Raw genomic sequence first — 20421 nt, 5'->3', positions numbered from 1 at the left:
GAGGATGGCATGTGAATCGGGGAAGACAGATCGGGATCAGCGTGTCTGCGGCGGTGCTGTCGGGACTATTGGTGTACGGCGTATATCTGCTGCAGCTGCGGCAGATTCGGTTGACGGAGACGGCGGAGGTCGTCGTGCCCAGGCAGTTCGTGCCCGCCGGCACGGCGCTGGAGCGGGAGATGCTGACGACGCTTCGGCTGCCGAGCGGCGCGGTGACCGCCGAGATGATCACGGAGATGTCGGAGGCGGCGGGACTTGAGGCATCCGCGCCGCTGGGGGGCGGCGAGCCGCTGCTGCGCTGGAAGCTGGACAAGTTCAGGCTGCTGCCGAGGCGGGGCGAGGCAACCTTCCAGGTGCCGAGAGATTATGTGAAGTCGGTGTCGAGCGGCATTCGGGCCGGAGACCGGGCGATCGTGTATTTGTCGGCCGACGGGCTGGCATCGCGCAGGCTGTTCGACGAGCCGGTCATCGTGGCGGCGGTCAAGACGGCTGCCAATCAGGAGATCGACAATCCGAAGAGCTCGAACCTGCTGTCGATGGCCGAGGGGGACAAGGAACGGATGTATGCCTCCCGCAGAGACGCGAACGGGTCCATCGATGCGGTCAATCTCAACCTGACGGAGGCCCAGTGGCTGGCGCTGGACAACGCCTGCAAGGACGGGGCAGCCAAGCTCGTCATTGCCTATGACGCGGCCTCGTTCGGCGGGGAAGGAGAGACCGGATCATGAGCGGATCACGGGGAGCGCTGATCGCGTTCGGCGGCTCGACGCCGAACATCGGCACTTCGCTCGCAGCGTTCGGCACAGCCTACAGGATCGCATCCACCACGGGCAAGCGCGTCGGTTATCTGTGTCTGAACCTCAAGAGTGCCAAGACGCATCTGTATCTGGGCATCGACCGCCCGGAGATCACGCTCGGCGGGATGCGGCCGGAGCTGAAGTCGGGCACGCTGACGGGCGAGCGGCTCCGGCAGTATGCGTTCGCGCCGTCCCGGCTCGAGGGGCTGCACGTGCTGTTCGGCAATCTGGCGCGGGATCAGGCGGAATATTACGAGCCCGAGCAGATGGAGGCGCTGCTTGCGGCGGCGCGGGACGCCTTCGAGGTGACGGTGGCCGACGTGAGCGCGTATTGGGACAATGCGGCTACAGTGTGCGCCATGCGGACCGCCGACCATCGGTGTCTGGTGACGACGGGCAGCTTGACCCATTTTCAGGAGGACGTCAATCGCTGGGCCGGCCAGGTCGGCTCGCAATTCGGCTTGACGCTGGCCAACTATCATCTGGTGCTGATGCAGGGCAAATACAGACACGCGGGGGGATTTGGAATGAAGGAGATTCGCAAGGAAACCGGCTGTATATCGTTATCCGAGCTGCAGCTTGCGGAGAGTGTGCATCTGCAGCTGGACAGCGGACGGCTGGACGAATGGCTGGCGGCGGACGAGCGGCATGCGGCGGCGTTCGATCCCGTGGCGGGTACGCTGCTCAGGCAATTGAACTGGGAGGCCAGGCTCAAGCGTACGGAGCGGCCATGGCTGCGCAGACTGATGCAGCACCGGGGACGAGGCAGATGACGGAGGGGGCAGACGAGTTGTCGGTCGAGCTTAGCCCCGACATGACGCCGAGATTTTCAGCGGCGGCTTATGCGGCTGCGCTGCAGCGGGATACGACCGGCGCTTCCGGCGGCGGAGCCGCTGACGAGATGTCGGACGGCGGACAGGACTTGAGCGCCTTGACGGAGGAAGCTCGCCATATGCTGGCGGCCCCGCGCGGATTCAGCGAAGAGGATCGCAGACGATATGCGGAAAAGCTGAACCGGGCGGTTATCGGATTTCCGCAGGAGCGCGCGGAGCTGCTGGCGATATTGTCCGATTGGATCATTAAAAAGCGGCTGCAGCATGTTAGCTTCGGGCAGCTGCCCTATGATTCGCTTGCCGAAGCTCTGTTCGCGGAGGTCATCGGCTTGAACGTACTCGAGCTGGTGCTCAAAGACAGAGAAGGTCTCGAGGAGGTGCAGGTGGTCGGGACTCGCATATTCGAGGTGCGGGACGGTTTTGCGGTTCGCTCCGCCTACAGCTTCGCCGCGATCGCGCAGGTAGAGCGCATCCAGCAGAATCTGGTGCTCTTCAACAACGATGCGATCAACCCCCGCAAGCGCTGGGCCGAGGTGCTGCTGCAGGACGGCTCGCGCGTGACGATGACAGGCTTCGGTTTTACGGCGCTGCCCTCGCTCACGATTCGCTTTTACAAGGTGCGGCGCTTCGATCTTGAGACGCTGCTGCGGCCCGAGTATCGATCGATCGACGAGTCCGTATACCGGCTGCTGCACTGCATCGTGAAGTCGCGCTTCAATATGGTCGTGATCGGCCCGACGAATACGGGCAAGACGCATTTGATCAAGGCGTTGATCGCAGCGATGCCGGACGAAGAGCGGATCGTGACGATCGAGGGCAGATTCGAGCTGCGGCTGTCGAGCGATTTTCCCGGCAAAAACGTCATCGAATACGAGGCGGACGAGGACGATCCGCAACACGGGCCGCAGCAGGCGTTCAAGCTGGCGCTCCGCCAGTCACCGCAGCGAATCTGCCACGCCGAGATTCGGGACGCGGATGCGAATATTTATGTCCGCGCCTGCACGCGGGGACATGAAGGCAGCATTACATCCGTCCATGCGAACAGTCTGGAGGACGTGCCCGACGCGATTACCGATATGTGCATGCTTGACGGCCGGGCGATGAACGCCGTCAGGCTGACGCGCCGGATCGCGGAGCATGTCACGCAGGTCGGCTTCGAGATGCGCATGGTCGCCGGCAGCCGGAAGCTGGTCCGCATCGGCGAGTTCGTGTGCAACGGGGATTCCATCATTGTGCGCGACTGGGCGCGCTATGACGAGACGCGCGGCACATGGCGGCTCGCCGCGGAGCTGTCGGAGCGGGCGTGGGAGCGGGTGCGCAGATTCGATCCGGACAGTCTGGCTTGGCTTCGCGGCATGCGGCAGGAGAGCTCATGCTGACAGCGGGACTGACGGCCGCAGGCTGCTTGCTGTTTATGCTGCTGTTCGCGTCGTTCAGGACGCTGTTCACCCTGCTGGAGGACCGGCACAGCCGCAGGCGGAGGCTGGGGAGATACGCAGCCGAGGAGGCGGTTCAGGCTGTCCGCTTCGGTTGGCTCAGGCCGGTGACCGTTCACCTGGAGGATGTGCTGTCGGCATCCGGCTGGCGCATGTCGCCCGGCGCCTTTTGGTCGCTGGCGGCCGGACTCGGGCTATGCGGACTGGCGGGCGGCGCGCTGATTTTTCAGTCGGCGCGCTCGATGGCGCTGCTCGGCGGCATGCTGGCCGCCCTGCCGTACAGTCTGCTGCGCATGTCGTTGATCAATCGCCAGCTGGCGGCCAGATTGAACTTTTTGCCGGCAGCGGAGCTGTTCTATCAGTGTTACCTGGTCAACGGATCGCGGCATGTGCGGACTGCGCTGCAGCGCATGGTCGAGGAGCGGCAGCTTCCCGGGGAGACGCAGGCGATTTTCGAACAGCTCTACCGCCAGCTGAACATCCATCACGACGACGAACGCACGCTCAGGCGATTCGCGTTGTCCATCGGGCATATTTGGGCGGATTATTTCTCGAACTTGCTCCGGGTTGCGCTGAGCGAAGGCAACAATATCGCGGACAATCTTCGCGAGCTCATCGACGACATGCGCAAGGCGCGGATGGACGACCATGCCGAACGTCATCGGCTGCTTGAGATCCGGCTGGCCAATTTTTCGCCCGTTCTGTTTTTAGGCGTATTTCTGACCATTAATTTTCGTTTGAATTCGGAGGCCAGCACACTTTATTATCTCTCCGATCCGGGAGGACGGAGCATGCTGCTGAATGCGCTGGTGCTCATATTCGCTTCTTTTCTGATGGGGCTGTATCTCTCGAGACGAAGGATGTAACCGGCTTAATTCATACCCGGAGGTGAACTTGCTTGGCGAACATGGGAGACAGCGTCTATTCGTCCGTCTTATTCATCGTCCAATTTTTATCGGCGGCGGCAGGAGCGGCATGCGTGCTGCACGCCGTAACGTACCGCAGGCCCAGGTGGCGCGTTTCCTTTGCCCGGTGGCGCAAGCGGGAGCCGCCTCTATGGTGGCTGCGGGCGATGGGCTGCGGAGCGGAGAGCAGCGCTCTGCAGGAGAGGCGGGTGCTCCTGGCCGGCTGCGGCATTCGCCTGCCGCCCGCCGTCTACCTGGCGGCCCGGCGCAGCTTGATTGCGGCCGGCACGGCGATTGCCCTCCTTCTCCTTGCGGGCAGCCGCACAGGTTATATATCCGAGCCGACGATATGGCGTGTGATTCCGGCGATCGGACTGATTGCGGCGGCGGCCGCATCGGACAAGTACCTGCTCGAATCGTTCCGCAAATACCGCAGCGACCGAATCCGCCGCGAGCTGATCGCTGTGATGAATCAGCTTATTTATTATATGGGCTCCAGGCTCCATCTCCACGGCAAGCTGGCGCGCTGCATGTCATACACCCGCGTCATCCGCGGCGACCTTCAACTGCTGCTCAACGAGTGGTACTACGACGCAGACGGCGCGCTTGTCCGGTTCAAGGAGCGGCTCGGGACTTCGGAGGGCTACAGCTTTGCGGAGACGATGCGTTCCATGCGACTGCACGAGAGCGACGAGGTATACCGGATGCTGCGCGATGTGCTGGCGGAATACAAGGCGAATATCGAGCTGGCGAAGGCGGGCAGGAAGGAGACGGCTTCCTATGCGTTATTCGTCTTGGCAGGTCTCCCCATTTTGTACACGTTCCAGATTTTTCTCTACCCCTGGGTCCAGGAATCGCAGAAGCTGTTCGACGTGCTGAAGCCCTGATGGCCCGCATTTTTAATCGCAGACATCCATTACGGCGGAAGGAGGTGTTCCTATGCGCAACATTCTGATCACAGTTATGATGCTGATCGTTGTGGCCCTCATGTTCAACGGCATCGTAGCCAACGATTCGACCGGCACGAGAGCCCGGATCGAGACGCACGGCACGACGACCAACACGACGCTCGGCAGCATGGAACCTTAATATACGAATATACGATGAATCTGCCGCGAGGAGGGGGCGCCTATGAGACAGCTGCTGATGACCGTGATGCTCATCCTGACCGTCGTGCTGATCTACGTCAATGTGGCGGGAGGGAGCGACGGCACCAAGGAGAGGCTGCGGGACGAGGGTGAAGGGATGGCGGGTGCGATCGCCCGAATCAGCCCATGAAGCAGCTGCTCGTGTTCATTCTTTTTGCGTCGCTGTTCTGCTGGCTGATGTTCTCACCGGTATACAAGCATGTGATCGTACTCCGCCAGGCGCTCCTCCAGCAGGAGACGGATTATATGCTGGAGGTCGGCGCGAGCGGACGCTACGGCTATATCGACGGCGCGATGATCGCGGCGTCCCGGGCGAGATTGTCCGCGTACGGCTTCCGGCCTGCGCTGCTTGAATACGAGGTGACGACGACGAGCGGTCTGCCGGGCACCGATCCGGGAATGCCCCTCGAACGAGGCAGCGGGCTGCGTCTTATCATCCGCTACCCGTACGACAACCTGATGAACATCGACAGGCTGATCGGCGTCGAGCCGCCGCCCGTTACGGCCAGGCTGGCGGCCGCAGGCATGAAGATGAGCGAGTACGTGCCTTGAATGGATGGGGTGGTTCTATTTGCATAAGCTCGTTTTCGGTTTTCTGATGGTTGTCGTGTGGTGGCTGCTGCATGCGATGCAGCTTGAAGAAGAGAGCGCGCTCGGCATCCTGCACGAAGGCAAGCGGGCGATCGATCGCGCCGCGCATGCGGCAGCGCAGCAGCTGGACAAGAGCAAGCTGGAGACGGGCATACTCTCTATCGATCCGGCTGCGGCCAGGGCGGCGGCGATCGCCTATCTTGCCGGCAACCTCAGACTTGAGGCGAATCTCGCGCCCCAGGCCGGCCAGTGGCTGGATTCCGCGCCGGAGATCGTCGAATTTGCGGTCATCAACGAGCTGCATTCGTTTCCGTATACTTATCGCAATGCTGCCTATGACTATGAAGTGACGCTTCGCCGTCCGGGTGTCGTACTGATTGTCCATATCGCTTGTCCGCGTATTTTCGGCGTGATGGAGCCGATCGAGTGGGATCTCAAGGGCGCCGCGGAATTAACCCTGTCATAGGCCGCGTACATGAACTGTCGCCGTTGGCCGGGCGGGAGCAGCCTCCGATTTGGAGGCTGTTTTTCGTCAGCCCGCTTTTCTCGCGCGCCGCGCCGCGTTAAAATGATGAAAAGCCAAAAGGTTGGGGAGGCCGCACTTTGAACGATTCATTGACAGCCGAGGAGCTGGCGGGGAGGTGTGCCCGACTCCGGCAGCTCATGGCGGCTGCCGGACTGGACGCGTGCCTGGTCACGCAGAACGTCGGGCTTTATTATTGGTCGGGCTCGATGCAGACCGGCTACCTGTTCATACCGGCGCAGGGCGAGCCGACTTATTACGTTCGCCGCAGCCTGGGCAGAGCGACGGCGGAGTCCGCGGTCAAGACGGCGCCGCTGCGTTCGCTGCGCGGCTTCGAGGCGCAGCTGGCGTCCGACTACGCCGAGCTGTTCGCGGCCGGCCGGCGCCCGACCGTCGGCGCGGATCTCGACGTGCTGCCCGCCCAGCTCTATTTGCGGCTGCAGGAGGCGCTGCCCAATCTGACGCTGCGCGATGCCTCCGCCGTCATACGGACAGTCCGGTCGGTCAAGTCGGATTACGAGCTCGGCCGCATCCAAGCCGCGGCCCATGTCGCCGCGCAGGCGCTCGATACCGCCTTCGCCCGGCTTCAACCCGGCATGACCGAACTGGAGCTGATGGCGATCATCGAAGCCGAGATGCGGGGCGGCGGGCATATCGGCCTCATGCGGATGCGAGGCTACAATCAGGAGATCATGACGGGCATGGTCGCGGCGGGCGAAGCGGCGGCGGAGCCCTCGTACTTCGACGGGCCAGCGGGCGGTCGCGGCCTCACGCCGGCCGCGCCGCAGAGCGCGAGCCGACGCCCGATCCTGGCCGGCGAGCCGATCCTGCTCGACATCGGCTGCTGTATCGACGGCTATACGATCGATCAGACGCGTACGGCCGTCATCGGCGAGCTGGACGCGGAGCTGGAACGCGCGTACGATGTGTCGGTTGCGATTCTTCGCCGCATAGAGTCGCAGCTTCGACCGGGTGCATCGCCCTCGGCGCTGTATGCGGAGTCGCTCCGGCTGGCGGACGAAGCGGGGCTGTCCGACCACTTCATGGGCTTCGGCGCGGATCAGGTGCGGTTCCTCGGCCATGGGATCGGCCTGGAGATCGACGAATGGCCCGTTCTCGCGCGCGGCTTTGACGAGCCGCTCGTGCCGGGCGTCGTGCTGGCGATCGAACCGAAGTTCACTTTTCCCGGTCGCGGGGTCGTCGGCATCGAAAATACGTATGTCGTCACGACGGACGGCTATATGACGCTCACCGTATCGCCGGAGCTGCTGTACCGTCTGCCCGCGCAGCAGATCTAGCGACTCTCTCTGTTTGGACAATCGGCGCATTATCTAGTAGGATAGTAGGACAAGCAGCAAAGATACATGCCCGCGTGATCAGGGGAGGGGGAGACGGGATGCTGAAGCTGGGGGAAAAAATCATCATCGTGAACGATCGGTTCGAGCAGAACATGCCCGTTGGCGAATACGGCTATGTCATCGCCTATGACCGCAACAACGACAGCGCTTTTGACTATATCATCCGGGTTCCGAATGCGAACCGTCAATATTATGTGCCTGCTTCCGATATCGAGCCTGAGGAAGTGCTGCTCGAGCTGGAGGCGGAGCGGATCGGCAGAGAGGCGCTGATCGACTACGCGCTGGCCACGCGCAACGAGGAATTGTTCAAGCGGATCATGAACGGAGACGCCGAAGAGCCCGAGGAAGAAGCGCCGCGCGAGGTACAGAGCCGCGAGGAATTCATCCGGCTGGTCAATCTCAAGGCCTGGATCTGATTGCATATGGAATGAAAAAAGACTTCCGAACCGCCGCTGTGTGCGACGACGCGGAAGTCTTTTTTGCGGAAATTCAACTGACCAGGCAGGTCGCTCGCCTCAACGCTGCGTCGCCGCCGTCTTCACCTCGACGTCGATATCGCCGCGCGTCGCCTTGGAGTACGGACACACCTGATGCGCCTGATCCGCCAGCGTCTGGACCTGCTCCGCATCCAGCCCGGGCACCGACACGTTCAGTACGACGGACAGACGGAAGCCCGCAGGATCTTCTTTATGCAGAGACACCTCGGCCATAACTTCGGAGCCTTCAGTATTAAGGTCCTTGTTCTTGGCGACCATCTTCAGCGCGCTGTGAAAACAAGCCGCATATCCCGCAGCAAACAACTGCTCGGGATTCGTCGCGCTGTCTGCGGAATCGGACGGCTGGGACAGCTTCATGTTCAGCTTGCCGTCCGAAGACTTGACGAAGCCTTCGCGTCCGCCCTTCGAGGTTACCTGTGCCGTATAAATCTTGCTCATGATCGCATCGCTCCTTCGAATCGAATTTAGACAGTGGCGGCCGCGGCGCCATTCCCGAATCGGACGGGCATCGGCACCGGCGCCGGCCGTCCGAACAGATAGCCCTGCATCAGCGGCACGCCCGCTTCGCGCAGATACTTCCATTCTTCCTCGCGTTCGACGCCCTCGGCGAGCACGACGCCGTGGAAGCGGGCAGCACGCTCGAGCACATCCTCGATCCGCCGCTGCTTGTTCGCATCGGTATCGCAGCCCGACACCCACTTGCGGTCCAGCTTGACGTAGTCTGGCTGCAGCTGCTCCATGACGTCGACCGTGGCAAATTCGTCGCCCAGATCGTCCATCGCAAGGCGGATGCCCATATTGCGGTACATGGAGAATACTTTGTTCAGATGCTTCACGTCGTCCAGCCGCTCGGTCTCCACGACCTCGAACACGAAGTCGGCCGGGTCCATGCCGCTCATGATGATGCGCTCGAACGTTTGCTGGAGGCAATCCTCCGGCCGGTAGATCGACGACGGCAAGAAGTTGATGAATTTCTTGACGCCTGCGGGCAGCTGGCGCGAGGCGACGCGAATGGCGCTGCTGCGCGCCTCGCGGTCCAGGAACGAGTGAAGCCCCGCTGCGCGGGCCGCGGCGAACAGCTCGGACGGGCGGAACGGCGGCTGCTCGGGCAGCGGACGCAGCAGCAGCTCGTAGCCGATCGGGGCGCCGCTGAGCTGCACAATCGGCTGCATATGGCTTGAGAACCTGCGGTTCGCGATATAATCGACCACGCGATGCGGGCCGAAGCCTGTGAGCAGGCGGGACGCCTGAATCCAGCCGTCGCGCTCGTCCTGCTCCGCTTCGAATTGGTCTTCATAGGATATCCTGCACATGATGGCTTCCTTCTGACTGTCGGACAGCTTGCGGTCGATGGCGTTCAGCACCTGGAGCAGCTGCTGGTAATTGTCGTAGCGCACGCTCCAGTGTCCGGACGCATCCTGCGGTCCGAGCAGTTCTGTGAGTATCTCTGCGGCTGCGACATCGCGCTCCGCGGCGAACTCCACATAACCGCTGTCCCGCAGCGGCGCCTGCCGTTCGATTGCTTGGCGAGTCAACATTTAGGACAACCTCCCCGATTTAATATGACAATGTCGGCCGTCAATACGATCTAAGTATTTCCCCAATATTCGAGCTTATGAAACAAAGCGAAGGGCGCACATGCATTGAGTTCCCCCCGCTTGTCCGATATAATAATGAGCATTGAAAAGGCACCACAGCAAAGGAGAGAACCATCCATGAGTATCGCCGTAAAGGACGTCGAGCACGTCGCCAATCTGGCGCGCCTCGTGCTGACCGACGAGGAGAAGGAAAAGTTCACCGGGCAACTGAACGCCATTCTTAAATATGCCGAAAAGCTGAACGGTCTCGACACGACCGGCGTAGAGCCGACGAGTCACGTGCTGCCGCTGTCGAACGTCATGCGGGACGACGTGCCGGCCGAATCGCTGCCGATCGAAAAGGTGCTGCGCAATGCGCCAGAGGCCGAGGACGACCAATTCAAGGTGCCGGCGGTATTGGAATAGAACAACTCCGAGGAGGAAGCTGCATTGTCTCTGTTTAATCTGAGATTGTCCGAAGTGCACGACAGGCTTCATCATAAAGATTTGTCCGTACAGGAGCTTGTGGAGGCTTCGTTCTCCCGCATCGGCGAGACGGACGCCAGCATCGGCGCATTCCTGACGCTGAACGAGGAAGCCGCGCTCGCCCAGGCGAAGGCGATGGACGCAGCCGCTCCGGCGGAGCGCGGCTTGCTGTACGGTCTGCCTGCCGGCATCAAGGACAACATCGTCACCGAAGGGCTCCGCACGACTTGCGCGAGCCAATTCCTGTCCAACTACGATCCGATCTACGATGCGACCGTCGTGCAGAAGCTCAAGGCCGCACAGTCGGTCACGATCGGCAAGCTCAACATGGACGAATTCGCCATGGGCGGCTCCAACGAGAACTCCTCGTTCCAGCTGACCCGCAATCCTTGGGACACGGACCGCGTGCCCGGCGGCTCCAGCGGCGGCTCGGCGGCCTCCGTCGCGGCCGGACAGGTGTACTTCTCCCTCGGCTCCGATACGGGCGGCTCGATCCGGCAGCCGGCCGCTTATTGCGGCATCGTCGGCCTCAAGCCGACGTACGGCCTCGTATCGCGCTACGGCCTCGTCGCCTTCGCGTCGTCGCTCGATCAGATCGGACCGCTCACCAAGAACGTAGAGGACTCGGCCTACGTGCTCCAGGCGATCGCGGGCCACGACCGGCGCGACACGACGTCCGCGAATGTCGACATCCCCGACTATAGGGCCGCGCTGACCGGCGATATCAAGGGGCTGCGCATCGGCGTCGCCAAGGAATATATGGGCGAGGGCATCGACCCGCAGGTCAAGGCGCGCGTGATGGAGGCGCTGAAGACGCTGGAGTCCCTCGGCGCCGTCTGGGAAGAAGTGTCCCTGCCGCATACCGAATATGCGATCGCCACTTATTATTTGCTGGCATCGTCCGAAGCATCCTCGAACCTCGCCCGGTTCGACGGCGTCCGCTACGGCGTCAGAGCCGAAGATCCGGCCAACCTGCTGGACCTGTACAAGCAGTCCCGCAGCGAGGGCTTCGGCCCCGAGGTCAAGCGGCGGATCATGCTGGGCACGTATGCGCTCAGCTCCGGCTATTACGATGCTTACTATAAGAAGGCACAGCAGGTCCGCACGCTCATCAAGCGCGACTTCGATCAGGCGTTCGAGCGGTTCGATCTGATCGTCGGACCGACGGCGCCGACGACGGCCTTCCGCATCGGCGAGCAGGTCGGCGATCCGCTCACGATGTATCTCAACGACATCTGCACCATCCCGGTGAGCCTTGCCGGCGTGCCGGCGATCAGCGTGCCGTGCGGGCTCGCGGACGGATTGCCCGTCGGCCTGCAGATCATCGGGAAGCCGTTCGACGAGTCGACCGTGCTGCGCGCGGCCCACGCCTTCGAAGGCCAGACCGAATTCCACAAGCTGCGCCCGGCGCTCTAATAGGAGGAACATCCACTTATGTCTACCGTATCCCCCCCATATGAGACGGTCGTCGGCCTCGAGGTGCACGTGGAGCTGCACACGAAGACCAAGATCTTCTGCGGCTGCGAGACTTCGTTCGGCGCATCGCCGAACAGTCATACGTGCCCGGTATGTCTCGGTCATCCCGGCGTGCTGCCCGTCCTGAACCGACAGGCGGTCGAATACGCGATGAAGGCCGCCATGGCCATCAATTGCGAGATCGCCGACTGGTGCAAGTTCGACCGCAAGAATTACTTCTATCCCGATTCGCCCAAGGCGTATCAAATCTCGCAGTACGACGAGCCGATCGGCTCGAACGGCTGGATCGACATCGAGGTGAACGGCCAGACCAAGCGCATCGGCATCACCCGCCTGCATCTCGAGGAGGATGCCGGCAAGCTGACGCATATGGACGGCGGCCTCGGCTCGCTCGTCGACCTCAACCGTGTCGGCACGCCGCTCGTCGAGATCGTCTCCGAGCCGGATATCCGCTCGCCCGAAGAGGCGAAGGCGTATCTGGAAAAGCTGAAGGCGATCATGCAATATTGCGATGTATCCGACGTCAAGATGGAGGAAGGCAGCCTGCGCTGCGACGCCAACGTCAGCATCCGCCCCTGGGGCCAGGAGAAGTTCGGCACGCGCACCGAGCTCAAGAACATGAATTCGTTCCGCGGCGTGCAGCGCGGCCTCGAGTACGAGGTCATGCGCCAGTCCGACGTGCTGGACAGCGGCGGCAAGGTCGTCCAGGAGACGCGTCGCTGGGACGAATCCCAGGGCAAGACGTTCAGCATGCGCTCCAAGGAAGAAGCGCATGACTATCGTTACTTCCCCGATCCCGACCTCGTGCGGGTGCAGATCGACCAAGCCTGGAAGGAACGCGTACGCGCCTCGATTCCCGAGCTGCCGGATGCGCGCCAGGCGCGCTACACTCAGAAGTACGGCTTGCCTTCCTATGACGCCGGTGTCATCACGTCGTCGATGAAGCTTGCCGATTTCTTCGAGGAGTCGCTCAAGTATACCGACGATGCCAAGGCTTCGGCCAACTGGATCATGGGCGATCTGCTCGGCTATCTGAACGCGAACAACCTGGAGATTCAGCAGGTGCCGATCACCGGTCAAGGGCTCGGCGAGATGATCCAGCTCATCGCCAAGGGCACGATCAGTTCCAAGATTGCCAAGACGGTGTTCAAGGCGATGCTCGAATCCGGCAAGCTGCCGCAGCAGATCGTCGAGGAGCAGGGGCTCGTGCAGATCAGCGACGAGGGCGCGATTCTGGCCATCGTCGACCGGATCGTAGAGGCCAATCCTCAGTCGGTCGAGGACTATCGCGGCGGCAAGGACAAGGCGATCGGCTTCCTTGTCGGACAGATTATGAAGGAGACCAAGGGCAAGGCGAACCCGGGTCTGGTCAACAAATTGCTCATGGATCGACTTAAAAACTCATAAGAATGGCTAGAGGCGGCATACCTGACCATAGGGAAGCCGTCTCTTTTTGGAGGAGCGCGGTCCTGAAGATGCCAACGGTACATAAGCTGGACTTGTCCAGCGAGGAGAATGCCGGCGATGTGTGGCGGCTGCAGCACGCCGCCTACCGGATCGAGGCGGAGCTGATCGGGGTGCCCGATCTGCCCCCGCTGCATGACACGATTGCCTCGCTCCAGGCGGCCGACGAGACGTTCTGGGGCTGCCGGGACGACGACGGCGAGCTGATCGGCGCGATCGCGGCGGAGCGGGCTGACGACGGCACAGCCGTCATCAGCAGGATGATGGTTCATCCCGAGCATTTCCGGGAAGGCGTCGCGACGGCGCTGATCGGGCATCTGCTCGCGCAGTGGCCGGATGCTGCGTCATGGGAAGTGACGGCCGAAGCGCGCAACCGTCCGGCGATCGCGTTGTATGAACGCTTCGGCTTCCAGTCCGAAGCGTCGTTCAAGCCGCGCGATGATATTACGATGATCACGATGCGGCGACCGGCCAGGACTTAAGTCGGGTTCCTTGCCCCGACGGGAAGCCGTTTTGCCGCATGCGATTGACCACTATAATGTAACTTATAAGGCGTGATACCGACTTGGACAATCCATGGGTTATCGATGACTGGCATCTCATGCTTCGCCTCTTGCTGTCCGTGCTGCTCGGCGCGCTGATCGGCTATGAGCGGGAGCGCAAGAACCACGCCGCCGGCCTGAAGACGCATACGCTCGTGAGCCTCGGTTCCTGCTTGATTATGGTGTTATCCATCTACGGCTTCTCGGAGTTCGTGGGTCAGACCGGCGTCAACCGGGACCCGGCCCGGCTGGCCGCCCAGGCGATTACGGGCATCGGCTTCCTCGGCGCCGGCACAATTCTTTTTACGGGCAAATCGATCAAAGGGCTGACGACGGCGGCCTCGCTCTGGGTCGTGATGGCGATCGGACTGGCGGTTGGCGCAGGCTTCTATCTGGGGGCGGCTTTCTCCGTTTTTCTGGCGCTCGCGGTGCTGTGGGGACTTAATGTCGTCGAGAAGAGGTACGTCGCGCATCCGAGAGAATTCGTATTCACCGTGATTGCGGCGGCGGGACAGGAGCTGATGGAGCCGATCCGCATGCTGCTGGAGACGAGAGACGCCAAGCTGATCAAAGTCCAGTTCGATGAGTACGTCGCCATGAAGATCGGATCGGACGGACTGCGGATGCGTCTGACGATCAGGCTCGCCGAGCCGCTGCAGGCGGTGGCCTTGGCCGAGCAGCTTCGCAAGCTGGAGGGAATCGCCTCGGTATCCGCCGAGTGAACAACGAACCTATAACAAATGAGAGTCGAGGGATGTAACGATGAGTAACGAGCCGTACGAGGAGCGGGCGCGCCAGCCGCATGACGCCTCGGTCGCATCTGCGCCGGGAGAGACCGTCTGGTCGGATGCAGGGACGTTGCCCTATCCGCCCGGTTATGACCCGCAAGCCGCGGGTGCCGTCCGCAAAAAGAAAAGCAAGCTGCTCGCGGGCTTCCTTTCGTTTATTTTCCCCGGCACCGGCTACATGTACTTAGGGCTGATGGGCAAAGGCGTCATGCTGATGCTGATGATCGCGCTCAACATATGCGGCATCGTATTTGTCGTGCAGGAGATGGACGGCAATGTGCTGACCGTCGTGCTCGTCAGTCTGCTGCTGCCGATCATCTATCTTTACAACCTGTTCGATACGCTGCAGAGCACGGATATCGTGAACGAGCGCATCGCCACCGGCGGCTACCTGTACCGCGGACCGTACGGCTGGGACGGGCGTTCTGCCCGCAGCGAAGGCGACTCGCGGACGTTTCCCGCGCTCAGCGTCGTACTGCTGGCGGCCGGGGCCGTGATTCTGCTCGGCTCCTCCAACATTCGCTGGCTGTTCCATTCGGCCGGCGCGATGATCGGCGCCTTCGTGCTGATCGTTGCGGGCGTGGCGCTCTGGCTCTGGGAGAATCGGGGACAGCAGGGCAAGTCCTGATCGCATATGAAGCGCGACAAGCATCCTTTTAGACACTCGTTGTTTAAGAGGATGCTTTTATTTTATAGGATTTGGATTTGACATTTTTAAATTTATGGCTATAAAATATAATTTAACCCGAAGGAAAGGCTGTGAGGAGCATGGACACCCGGATCTATCATGCCGTGGACCAGCTCAAGTCCGGAGGCGTCCGGATGACGCCGCAGCGTTACGCCATTTTGAAGTATTTGATGGAGTCCAGGTCACACCCGACTGCCGATGATATTTTCAAGTCATTGTCGCCCGCCTATCCGAGCCTGAGCGTGGCTACCGTATATAATAATTTGAAGCTGTTCGTCGATGCCGGACTGATCCGCGAGCTGACCTACGGGGACGACTCGAGCAGATTCGACGCCGATCTGTCGGATCATTACCATGCGATATGCACCAGCTGCGGTTCGATGGTCGACTTCGACCACGAGCCCGTGCGCGAGGTAGAGCGTGCAGCGGCAGACCGTACGGGTTTTCTCGTACAGGGTCATCGGATGGAGATATACGGATTGTGTCCGACCTGCCGCGGGCTTACGTCTTAAGCGAGCATCATGGTACGACGATTATGAATACAATACGATGCTTGCGCCGGCGAACCCGGCGCATTTGTTTTATGGATCATTTTGGGTGAAACCTCGCTTGCGGTTGCCTCGTCCTTAAATAGACTAGAAACAGGAGTGTGAGAGATTGCAGACGACGATGAGCGGACGCGTCAGACGGCGCAGGAGACTGGCGCCTTACATTGGACTATTGATTTTATTTTGCCTCTCGGCCGCGGCGGCGGTATTTGCATGGTGGTCTTCGCAGCCGAATCGTGCGCATGAGACGCCTGAATACATGGCCAAGGCACATCCGATCATGAACAATGGAGCGTGGACGGGCGATTATGCGATCGGGGAAGGCGAAGGTCTGTGGATTCCGATGCCGCTCGCCAAGGAGTTGTTCGGAGACGGCTTGCGTTATGAGGCCAAGACCGAGTCGATCATCATGACTTCGGATACGCGCGTTCTTCACTTCAAGACCGGAGAACTGAGCGCGACGCTCAACAGCAAGCCCTTCAGCCTGAGCTTCGGCGCCAAGAAGGCGGACGACGGCACGCTTTATTTGCCGCTCGCGCCGCTCCGGCAGCTGTTCGGGCTGAACGCCGAGACGGCCGAGACGACCGGCATCGTCAGTTTGACGGAGCCGGGTCTGGCGATTCAGAAGGCCGAGGTGCCGGCAGCGAACAAAAAGGGCGCGCAGTTGCGCAGCGGAACAGGCAAGTCGCATCCGATCGTGCAGGATCTGAAGGCGGGCGACACGCTGATCGTGTGGGCGGAAGAGAACGGCTGGTACAAGGTTCAGACGGCCGCGGGTTTTTTAGGTTATATGAGCAAGCGGGATGTCTCGCTGCGCGGCATCGAAGAGACGCCTTCCGGCGCGATCGAAGAGCAGGACGAGCCCTACGTCCCTTGGAAAGTAACCGGCAAGCGGATCAATCTTACGTGGGATGCGATCTATAGCGTCCAGCCCGATCCTGCCAAGATCGGCGAATGGACGGGCGTCAACGTCGTCAGTCCGTCATGGTTCTCCTTGAAGGACGGACAGGGCAACATCCAGAGCAAGGCGGATGCGGCATATTCGTCCTGGGCCAGGGGCAAGGGCATGCAAGTATGGGCCATGTTCAACAATTCTTTTGAGCCGGACCGTACGCACGAAGCGCTCTCATCCTATGAGTCCCGCAACCGCATGATCCAGCAGCTGATCGCTTACGTACGGACGTTCAGGCTGCAAGGCATTAACCTTGACTTTGAGAACGTATATACGAAGGATAAGGACAATCTCATTCAATTCGTCAGAGAACTGACGCCGCTCATGCATGAGCAACGGGCGTCGGTGTCGATCGACGTCACGCCGAAGTCGAACAGCGAGATGTGGTCCGCCTATCTGGATCGCGGTCGCCTCGCCCAGGGTGTAGACTATCTCATTCTGATGGCGTACGACGAGCATTGGGCTACGAGCCCTACATCGGGATCGGTCGCCTCGCTGCCGTGGACGGAGAGCTCTCTTGCCAAAATTATTAAGGAAGACGGCGTGCGTCCGGATCAATTGATATTGGGAATGCCGTTCTATGCGAGAGTGTGGACGGAGAAGACGGACGACAAAGGCAAGACGGTCGTCTCGTCCAAAGCAATCGGCATGGACGCGGTCGCCAAGCTCGTCAAGGAAAAAGAAATTAAACCTGTTCTTTCCGAAGAGACCGGCCAGTACTATGCCGAGTTCGTGGAGGACGGCGCGCTGCAGCGAATATGGCTCGAGAACGATTATTCGATCAAAGCGCGCGTTCAGCTGGTCAAGAAGTACAAGCTCGCCGGCGCGGCTACCTGGAACAGAACCTTTGCATCCGCAGACATATGGAGCGTGCTGGACAAGGCGCTGCAGAGCTATCCGTAAATAAGAAAAGGGCGCCTGCCGCGATCAGCGGTACAGGCGCCCTTGTCGTTATGAAGTCGTCGTTGCTGGTGTATCCGAGTCCTTGGCTGCTGCTGCGGTGTTCGTCGCTTCGGCAGGATCCCAGGTGAGGATCGTATGACAGTACATGCACCTGTCCGTTTTGCCGAGCATCTTGGTCCGCTTGCCGCATTCCGGACATTCGATGACGGGTGCGCTGGTTGACAGCATGCCCACCCAGAAGTAGATGAACATGCTCGCCCCGCAGGTGAGAATCCCGATCACCATGAATACGGCGGCGATGATCTTGCCAACCTCGCCGAACAGGATGATGCCGCTTGTCCCGAGCACCATCAATCCCATGCCGCCCAGCACCAGCAGCAAGCCCCAAGTGCGCATCGTCGATATTTTGCTGGCCTTCATTTTCATTCCCTACAATGCCCCCATGATCTTAATTCGCCCGGCGGCAGGAAACCTGAACCCGGCGTAGAATTAAATTGGATGAACGAACCTCGAACAGAGATATCTCATTATATCCTACAAACGGCGGGCAGACCACTGATTGCCTGTCTTAGGGTGGTGAACTTTATGAAGCGTCTCGAAGACACGAATCTATTTTATACGGCCTTGTTCGGCTCCGACGAGCATCTGATCGCTCTGTTGCTCGTCAAGAATCAGGAGGGTTCCCCGACCTTGATCGATGGGGTGGACCGTCTGATTCTGGCGCTCTACGACGAGCAATCGATCGAGGGGAAGGCGCTGGAGGAGCATTGGCAGTGGAGCGATATGACCATTCTCGTACGAAGGTCGACACCCGCTCGCCTGGATGCCTGGATGACCGAAGACGATCATGGGCAAGCCCTGCTGCAATGGATGACCCTGGGCGAAGCGCTGCTGGACCGGGACGGCTATCTCGCCAGCACCAGATCCAGGCTTGAGCGCTGGCCGGCGCTTATCCGCGAGAGACGGCTTCTTCGTGAGTATTCGCGTTTCCTGCGCACTTATTTGCTTGCGAAGCGTCATTTAAAAGATCATCTCGTTATGGATGCCTTTACGAATATATTGGCTGCCCTCAACCATTGGGCCCATATTGCGATAATAGAAGAAATACAGCAGCCCCAGTCCAACGTGTGGGAGCAGATGAGACGCGTCAACCCAGGCATCTTCAAGCTGTACGATGAGCTGACGTCAAGCCGCGAGACGATGGAGCAGAGGGTGAGCTTGGTCATTCTGGCAGTTGAGTTCGCCGTGTTGACCAAGATGAAGTCTTCCGCGACGCTGCTTCTGCGCATCCTGCAGAGCCGGTCCGAGCCATGGAGCTTGTCCGAGCTGCAGCAGCATCCCGATCTCGCCGGATTGCAGATTGAATTGTCGGCGCTCCTGCGCAAGCTTGCGCATCGCGGATATGCGACAGAAGTTAAGAAGCCGATACGAAAGACGGGGCTGCATCTTATGGATCTGAGTTATACGGCTGCGAATGTCGATTGAAGCACGGGCAAGCCGGTTAAGCATACAACGTGAGAAGCTCCCGAATGCGGGGCTTCTCTTTTTATTAGGGAGAAGTTGCGGGCGAGCAACAACAAGGATATAATCAATTATTGTTGATAACGATTATCATTATCGTATGTGAGGTGCACATGCATGTCTAACCGACAAGCGCGGACCGAAAGCTTGCTTTTTCACCACTCCAGCGTACGGGCGCTGGAGGATCAGCGTATATTGACGTCGCCGGCGGGGCGCGGGATATGGAGATCCGACGACGAGGGCGGATGGGAATCGTGGATTCATGGCTTGCCGTCCAATGTGCACGTCAATCGTCTATGCGAGGGAATCGACAGAGGGAAAATGTTCGCGTGCACCGATCTGGGGCTATACGAGATGAAGGGCAGCCAATGGAAGGATATGAAGCTGCCCATCGTTTGCTACGCCTACAGGGAGCTGGGGCAGATCGGATTTGCGGCTACGGAGCATGGATTATGGTGCAATACCGCCAAAGGCTGGAAAAATATCGCATCCGCTCAAAACGCGGTCTATGACTTTTATGTTACGCCCCAGTTCATTTATCTGGCGCTGCCGTGGGGGATCGCGATGTATGACCGGCTGACCTGCGCGTGGGAACAGTTCACGCTCGGAGCGGCGATTGTCAGACTGGCCGCATATGAAGGCGCATTGCTGGGAATCACGGACAAAGGCAAAATCGTCCGAAGCAATCGAGAAGGGGGCTTCGATCGGTTCGATCTGTCGGGGATTTTTGTATTCAACGCCGTCCAGCAGCATCACAGCTTATACTTCTGTACGGATCGCGGGCTGTATCGTGCGGCGACTCTTCGCGGGCAACTGGCGCTGCTGTCCGTGACGCTCGGCTGTCCAACGACCGACTTGGACTTGCACGGGGGACGGATGCATCTGGCTACGCTTCATGAAGGCATCCAGACGATACAATGGCATTAAACGGACCTGCAAAATAAATCGAAATTATCTGTTGACGAAGCTTGTCCATCTGTGATAAATTAGTTCTCGCCGCCTTCGACAGAAGGATAACGGCAACGACAGCAAAAAAAGAAAATGTCGAGCGTTTAAAAAAAGTGCTTGCATCGAAATGGGCTGTTGTGATATATTATTCAAGTCGCCGCTGAGAGGCCGCCGAGCAAGAGGCCAAAAGCGAAGACAAGATTGCTCCTTGAAAACTGAACATCGAGCGTTAAAACAAACGGACGCTGAAGCCTTTCGGGGTGGAAGCAAAAGTTATACCAGCAATGAAATGAGCAAGTCAAACAAACCAATTTGGAGAGTTTGATCCTGGCTCAGGACGAACGCTGGCGGCGTGCCTAATACATGCAAGTCGAGCGGATCTTGTTTGGGAGCTTGCTTCTGAACTTGGTTAGCGGCGGACGGGTGAGTAACACGTAGGC

At 60.0% G+C, this 20421-nt stretch carries 24 protein-coding genes and 1 rRNA gene; 22 read left to right on the top strand and 3 right to left on the bottom strand.

Annotated elements, in window-relative coordinates; all coding sequences use genetic code 11:
• Positions 1 to 11: 11 nt before the first annotated feature.
• The 11 genes from VQ071_RS24930 to VQ071_RS24880 all read left to right on the top strand — a co-directional run bounded on the left by VQ071_RS24930 (position 12) and on the right by VQ071_RS24880 (position 8007).
• A complete protein-coding gene (locus VQ071_RS24930; protein WP_340516967.1) occupies positions 12 to 728 on the top strand; it encodes an SAF domain-containing protein in 717 nt (238 codons plus the stop codon).
• Entirely contained in the window at positions 725 to 1570 is an 846-nt protein-coding gene (locus VQ071_RS24925) for a hypothetical protein (protein WP_340516966.1), read from the top strand. The genes VQ071_RS24930 and VQ071_RS24925 overlap by 4 nt, the downstream gene beginning before the upstream one ends.
• Positions 1567 to 3009 (top strand): ATPase, T2SS/T4P/T4SS family, encoded by a 1443-nt coding sequence (locus VQ071_RS24920; protein WP_340516965.1) that lies wholly within the window; start codon positions 1567 to 1569, stop codon positions 3007 to 3009. The genes VQ071_RS24925 and VQ071_RS24920 overlap by 4 nt, the downstream gene beginning before the upstream one ends.
• Positions 3003 to 3932: a hypothetical protein gene (locus VQ071_RS24915; RefSeq protein ID WP_340516964.1), complete on the top strand. Its 930-nt coding sequence runs from the start codon at positions 3003 to 3005 to the stop codon at positions 3930 to 3932. The genes VQ071_RS24920 and VQ071_RS24915 overlap by 7 nt, the downstream gene beginning before the upstream one ends.
• Before the next feature lie 32 nt (positions 3933 to 3964).
• The gene (locus VQ071_RS24910) at positions 3965 to 4858 is read left to right on the top strand and encodes a hypothetical protein (protein ID WP_340516963.1); all 894 of its coding nucleotides are present in this window, start codon (positions 3965 to 3967) and stop codon (positions 4856 to 4858) included.
• A 52-nt stretch (positions 4859 to 4910) separates the two neighbouring features.
• Positions 4911 to 5060, top strand: coding sequence for a hypothetical protein (locus tag VQ071_RS24905; RefSeq protein WP_340516962.1), 150 nt, complete (start codon positions 4911 to 4913; stop codon positions 5058 to 5060).
• Between the two features lie 42 nt (positions 5061 to 5102).
• Positions 5103 to 5249 carry a hypothetical protein gene (locus VQ071_RS24900; RefSeq protein ID WP_340516961.1) on the top strand — a complete coding sequence of 49 codons (147 nt, stop codon included), beginning with the start codon at positions 5103 to 5105 and terminating at the stop codon, positions 5247 to 5249.
• Complete coding sequence (locus VQ071_RS24895; RefSeq protein WP_340516960.1) at positions 5246 to 5671, top strand: hypothetical protein; 426 nt, start codon at positions 5246 to 5248, stop codon at positions 5669 to 5671. The genes VQ071_RS24900 and VQ071_RS24895 overlap by 4 nt, the downstream gene beginning before the upstream one ends.
• Positions 5672 to 5690: 19 nt before the next feature.
• Positions 5691 to 6176, top strand: coding sequence for a hypothetical protein (locus VQ071_RS24890; RefSeq protein ID WP_340516959.1), 486 nt, complete (start codon positions 5691 to 5693; stop codon positions 6174 to 6176).
• 137 nt (positions 6177 to 6313) lie between these two features.
• Positions 6314 to 7531: a M24 family metallopeptidase gene (locus VQ071_RS24885; protein ID WP_340516958.1), complete on the top strand. Its 1218-nt coding sequence runs from the start codon at positions 6314 to 6316 to the stop codon at positions 7529 to 7531.
• A gap of 98 nt (positions 7532 to 7629) precedes the next feature.
• Complete coding sequence (locus VQ071_RS24880) at positions 7630 to 8007, top strand: ATPase (RefSeq protein ID WP_340516957.1); 378 nt, start codon at positions 7630 to 7632, stop codon at positions 8005 to 8007.
• A gap of 99 nt (positions 8008 to 8106) precedes the next feature.
• On the opposite strand, the gene VQ071_RS24875 is transcribed toward VQ071_RS24880, so the two are convergent.
• Both VQ071_RS24875 and VQ071_RS24870 read right to left on the bottom strand, forming a co-directional pair.
• A complete protein-coding gene (locus tag VQ071_RS24875) occupies positions 8107 to 8526 on the bottom strand; it encodes an organic hydroperoxide resistance protein (protein ID WP_340516956.1) in 420 nt (139 codons plus the stop codon).
• 26 nt (positions 8527 to 8552) lie between these two features.
• Positions 8553 to 9626: an EAL domain-containing protein gene (locus VQ071_RS24870; RefSeq protein WP_340516955.1), complete on the bottom strand. Its 1074-nt coding sequence runs from the start codon at positions 9624 to 9626 to the stop codon at positions 8553 to 8555.
• A 177-nt stretch (positions 9627 to 9803) separates the two neighbouring features.
• Here VQ071_RS24870 and gatC point away from each other — a divergent pair, with 177 nt between their 5' ends.
• From gatC to VQ071_RS24830, 8 genes are all read left to right on the top strand, one after another.
• The gene (gene gatC / locus VQ071_RS24865; protein WP_340516954.1) at positions 9804 to 10091 is read left to right on the top strand and encodes an Asp-tRNA(Asn)/Glu-tRNA(Gln) amidotransferase subunit GatC; all 288 of its coding nucleotides are present in this window, start codon (positions 9804 to 9806) and stop codon (positions 10089 to 10091) included.
• 24 nt (positions 10092 to 10115) lie between these two features.
• Positions 10116 to 11567, top strand: a complete 1452-nt coding sequence (gene gatA, locus VQ071_RS24860; protein ID WP_340516953.1) for an Asp-tRNA(Asn)/Glu-tRNA(Gln) amidotransferase subunit GatA — start codon at positions 10116 to 10118, stop codon at positions 11565 to 11567.
• Positions 11568 to 11585: 18 nt separating this feature from the next.
• The gene (gene gatB / locus VQ071_RS24855; protein ID WP_340516952.1) at positions 11586 to 13034 is read left to right on the top strand and encodes an Asp-tRNA(Asn)/Glu-tRNA(Gln) amidotransferase subunit GatB; all 1449 of its coding nucleotides are present in this window, start codon (positions 11586 to 11588) and stop codon (positions 13032 to 13034) included.
• A gap of 68 nt (positions 13035 to 13102) precedes the next feature.
• A complete protein-coding gene (locus VQ071_RS24850; RefSeq protein WP_340516951.1) occupies positions 13103 to 13573 on the top strand; it encodes a GNAT family N-acetyltransferase in 471 nt (156 codons plus the stop codon).
• Between the two features lie 83 nt (positions 13574 to 13656).
• The gene (locus VQ071_RS24845) at positions 13657 to 14355 is read left to right on the top strand and encodes an MgtC/SapB family protein (RefSeq protein WP_340516950.1); all 699 of its coding nucleotides are present in this window, start codon (positions 13657 to 13659) and stop codon (positions 14353 to 14355) included.
• 40 nt (positions 14356 to 14395) lie between these two features.
• Positions 14396 to 15049: a hypothetical protein gene (locus VQ071_RS24840; RefSeq protein WP_340516949.1), complete on the top strand. Its 654-nt coding sequence runs from the start codon at positions 14396 to 14398 to the stop codon at positions 15047 to 15049.
• A 140-nt stretch (positions 15050 to 15189) separates the two neighbouring features.
• Complete coding sequence (locus VQ071_RS24835; RefSeq protein WP_340517114.1) at positions 15190 to 15621, top strand: Fur family transcriptional regulator; 432 nt, start codon at positions 15190 to 15192, stop codon at positions 15619 to 15621.
• Positions 15622 to 15766: 145 nt separating this feature from the next.
• Positions 15767 to 17512 carry a glycosyl hydrolase family 18 protein gene (locus VQ071_RS24830; RefSeq protein WP_340516948.1) on the top strand — a complete coding sequence of 582 codons (1746 nt, stop codon included), beginning with the start codon at positions 15767 to 15769 and terminating at the stop codon, positions 17510 to 17512.
• Between the two features lie 48 nt (positions 17513 to 17560).
• On the opposite strand, the gene VQ071_RS24825 is transcribed toward VQ071_RS24830, so the two are convergent.
• Positions 17561 to 17938 (bottom strand): DUF2614 family zinc ribbon-containing protein, encoded by a 378-nt coding sequence (locus VQ071_RS24825; RefSeq protein WP_340516947.1) that lies wholly within the window; start codon positions 17936 to 17938, stop codon positions 17561 to 17563.
• Between the two features lie 159 nt (positions 17939 to 18097).
• Between VQ071_RS24825 and VQ071_RS24820 the strand changes: the two genes are divergently transcribed.
• The 3 genes from VQ071_RS24820 to VQ071_RS24810 form a co-directional block, all read left to right on the top strand.
• Positions 18098 to 18997, top strand: a complete 900-nt coding sequence (locus tag VQ071_RS24820) for a nucleotidyltransferase-like protein (protein ID WP_340516946.1) — start codon at positions 18098 to 18100, stop codon at positions 18995 to 18997.
• 153 nt (positions 18998 to 19150) lie between these two features.
• Complete coding sequence (locus VQ071_RS24815) at positions 19151 to 19960, top strand: hypothetical protein (RefSeq protein WP_340516945.1); 810 nt, start codon at positions 19151 to 19153, stop codon at positions 19958 to 19960.
• Positions 19961 to 20290: 330 nt separating this feature from the next.
• Positions 20291 to 20421 (top strand): 16S ribosomal RNA (locus VQ071_RS24810); the annotation flags it as partial.

The organism is Cohnella sp. 56 (genome assembly GCF_037963805.1).
In the GTDB taxonomy this organism is placed as follows: domain Bacteria; phylum Bacillota; class Bacilli; order Paenibacillales; family Paenibacillaceae; genus Cohnella.
The sequence above is the reverse complement of the archived record's forward strand: the minus strand, read 5'-3'. Positions and strand labels throughout refer to the sequence as shown.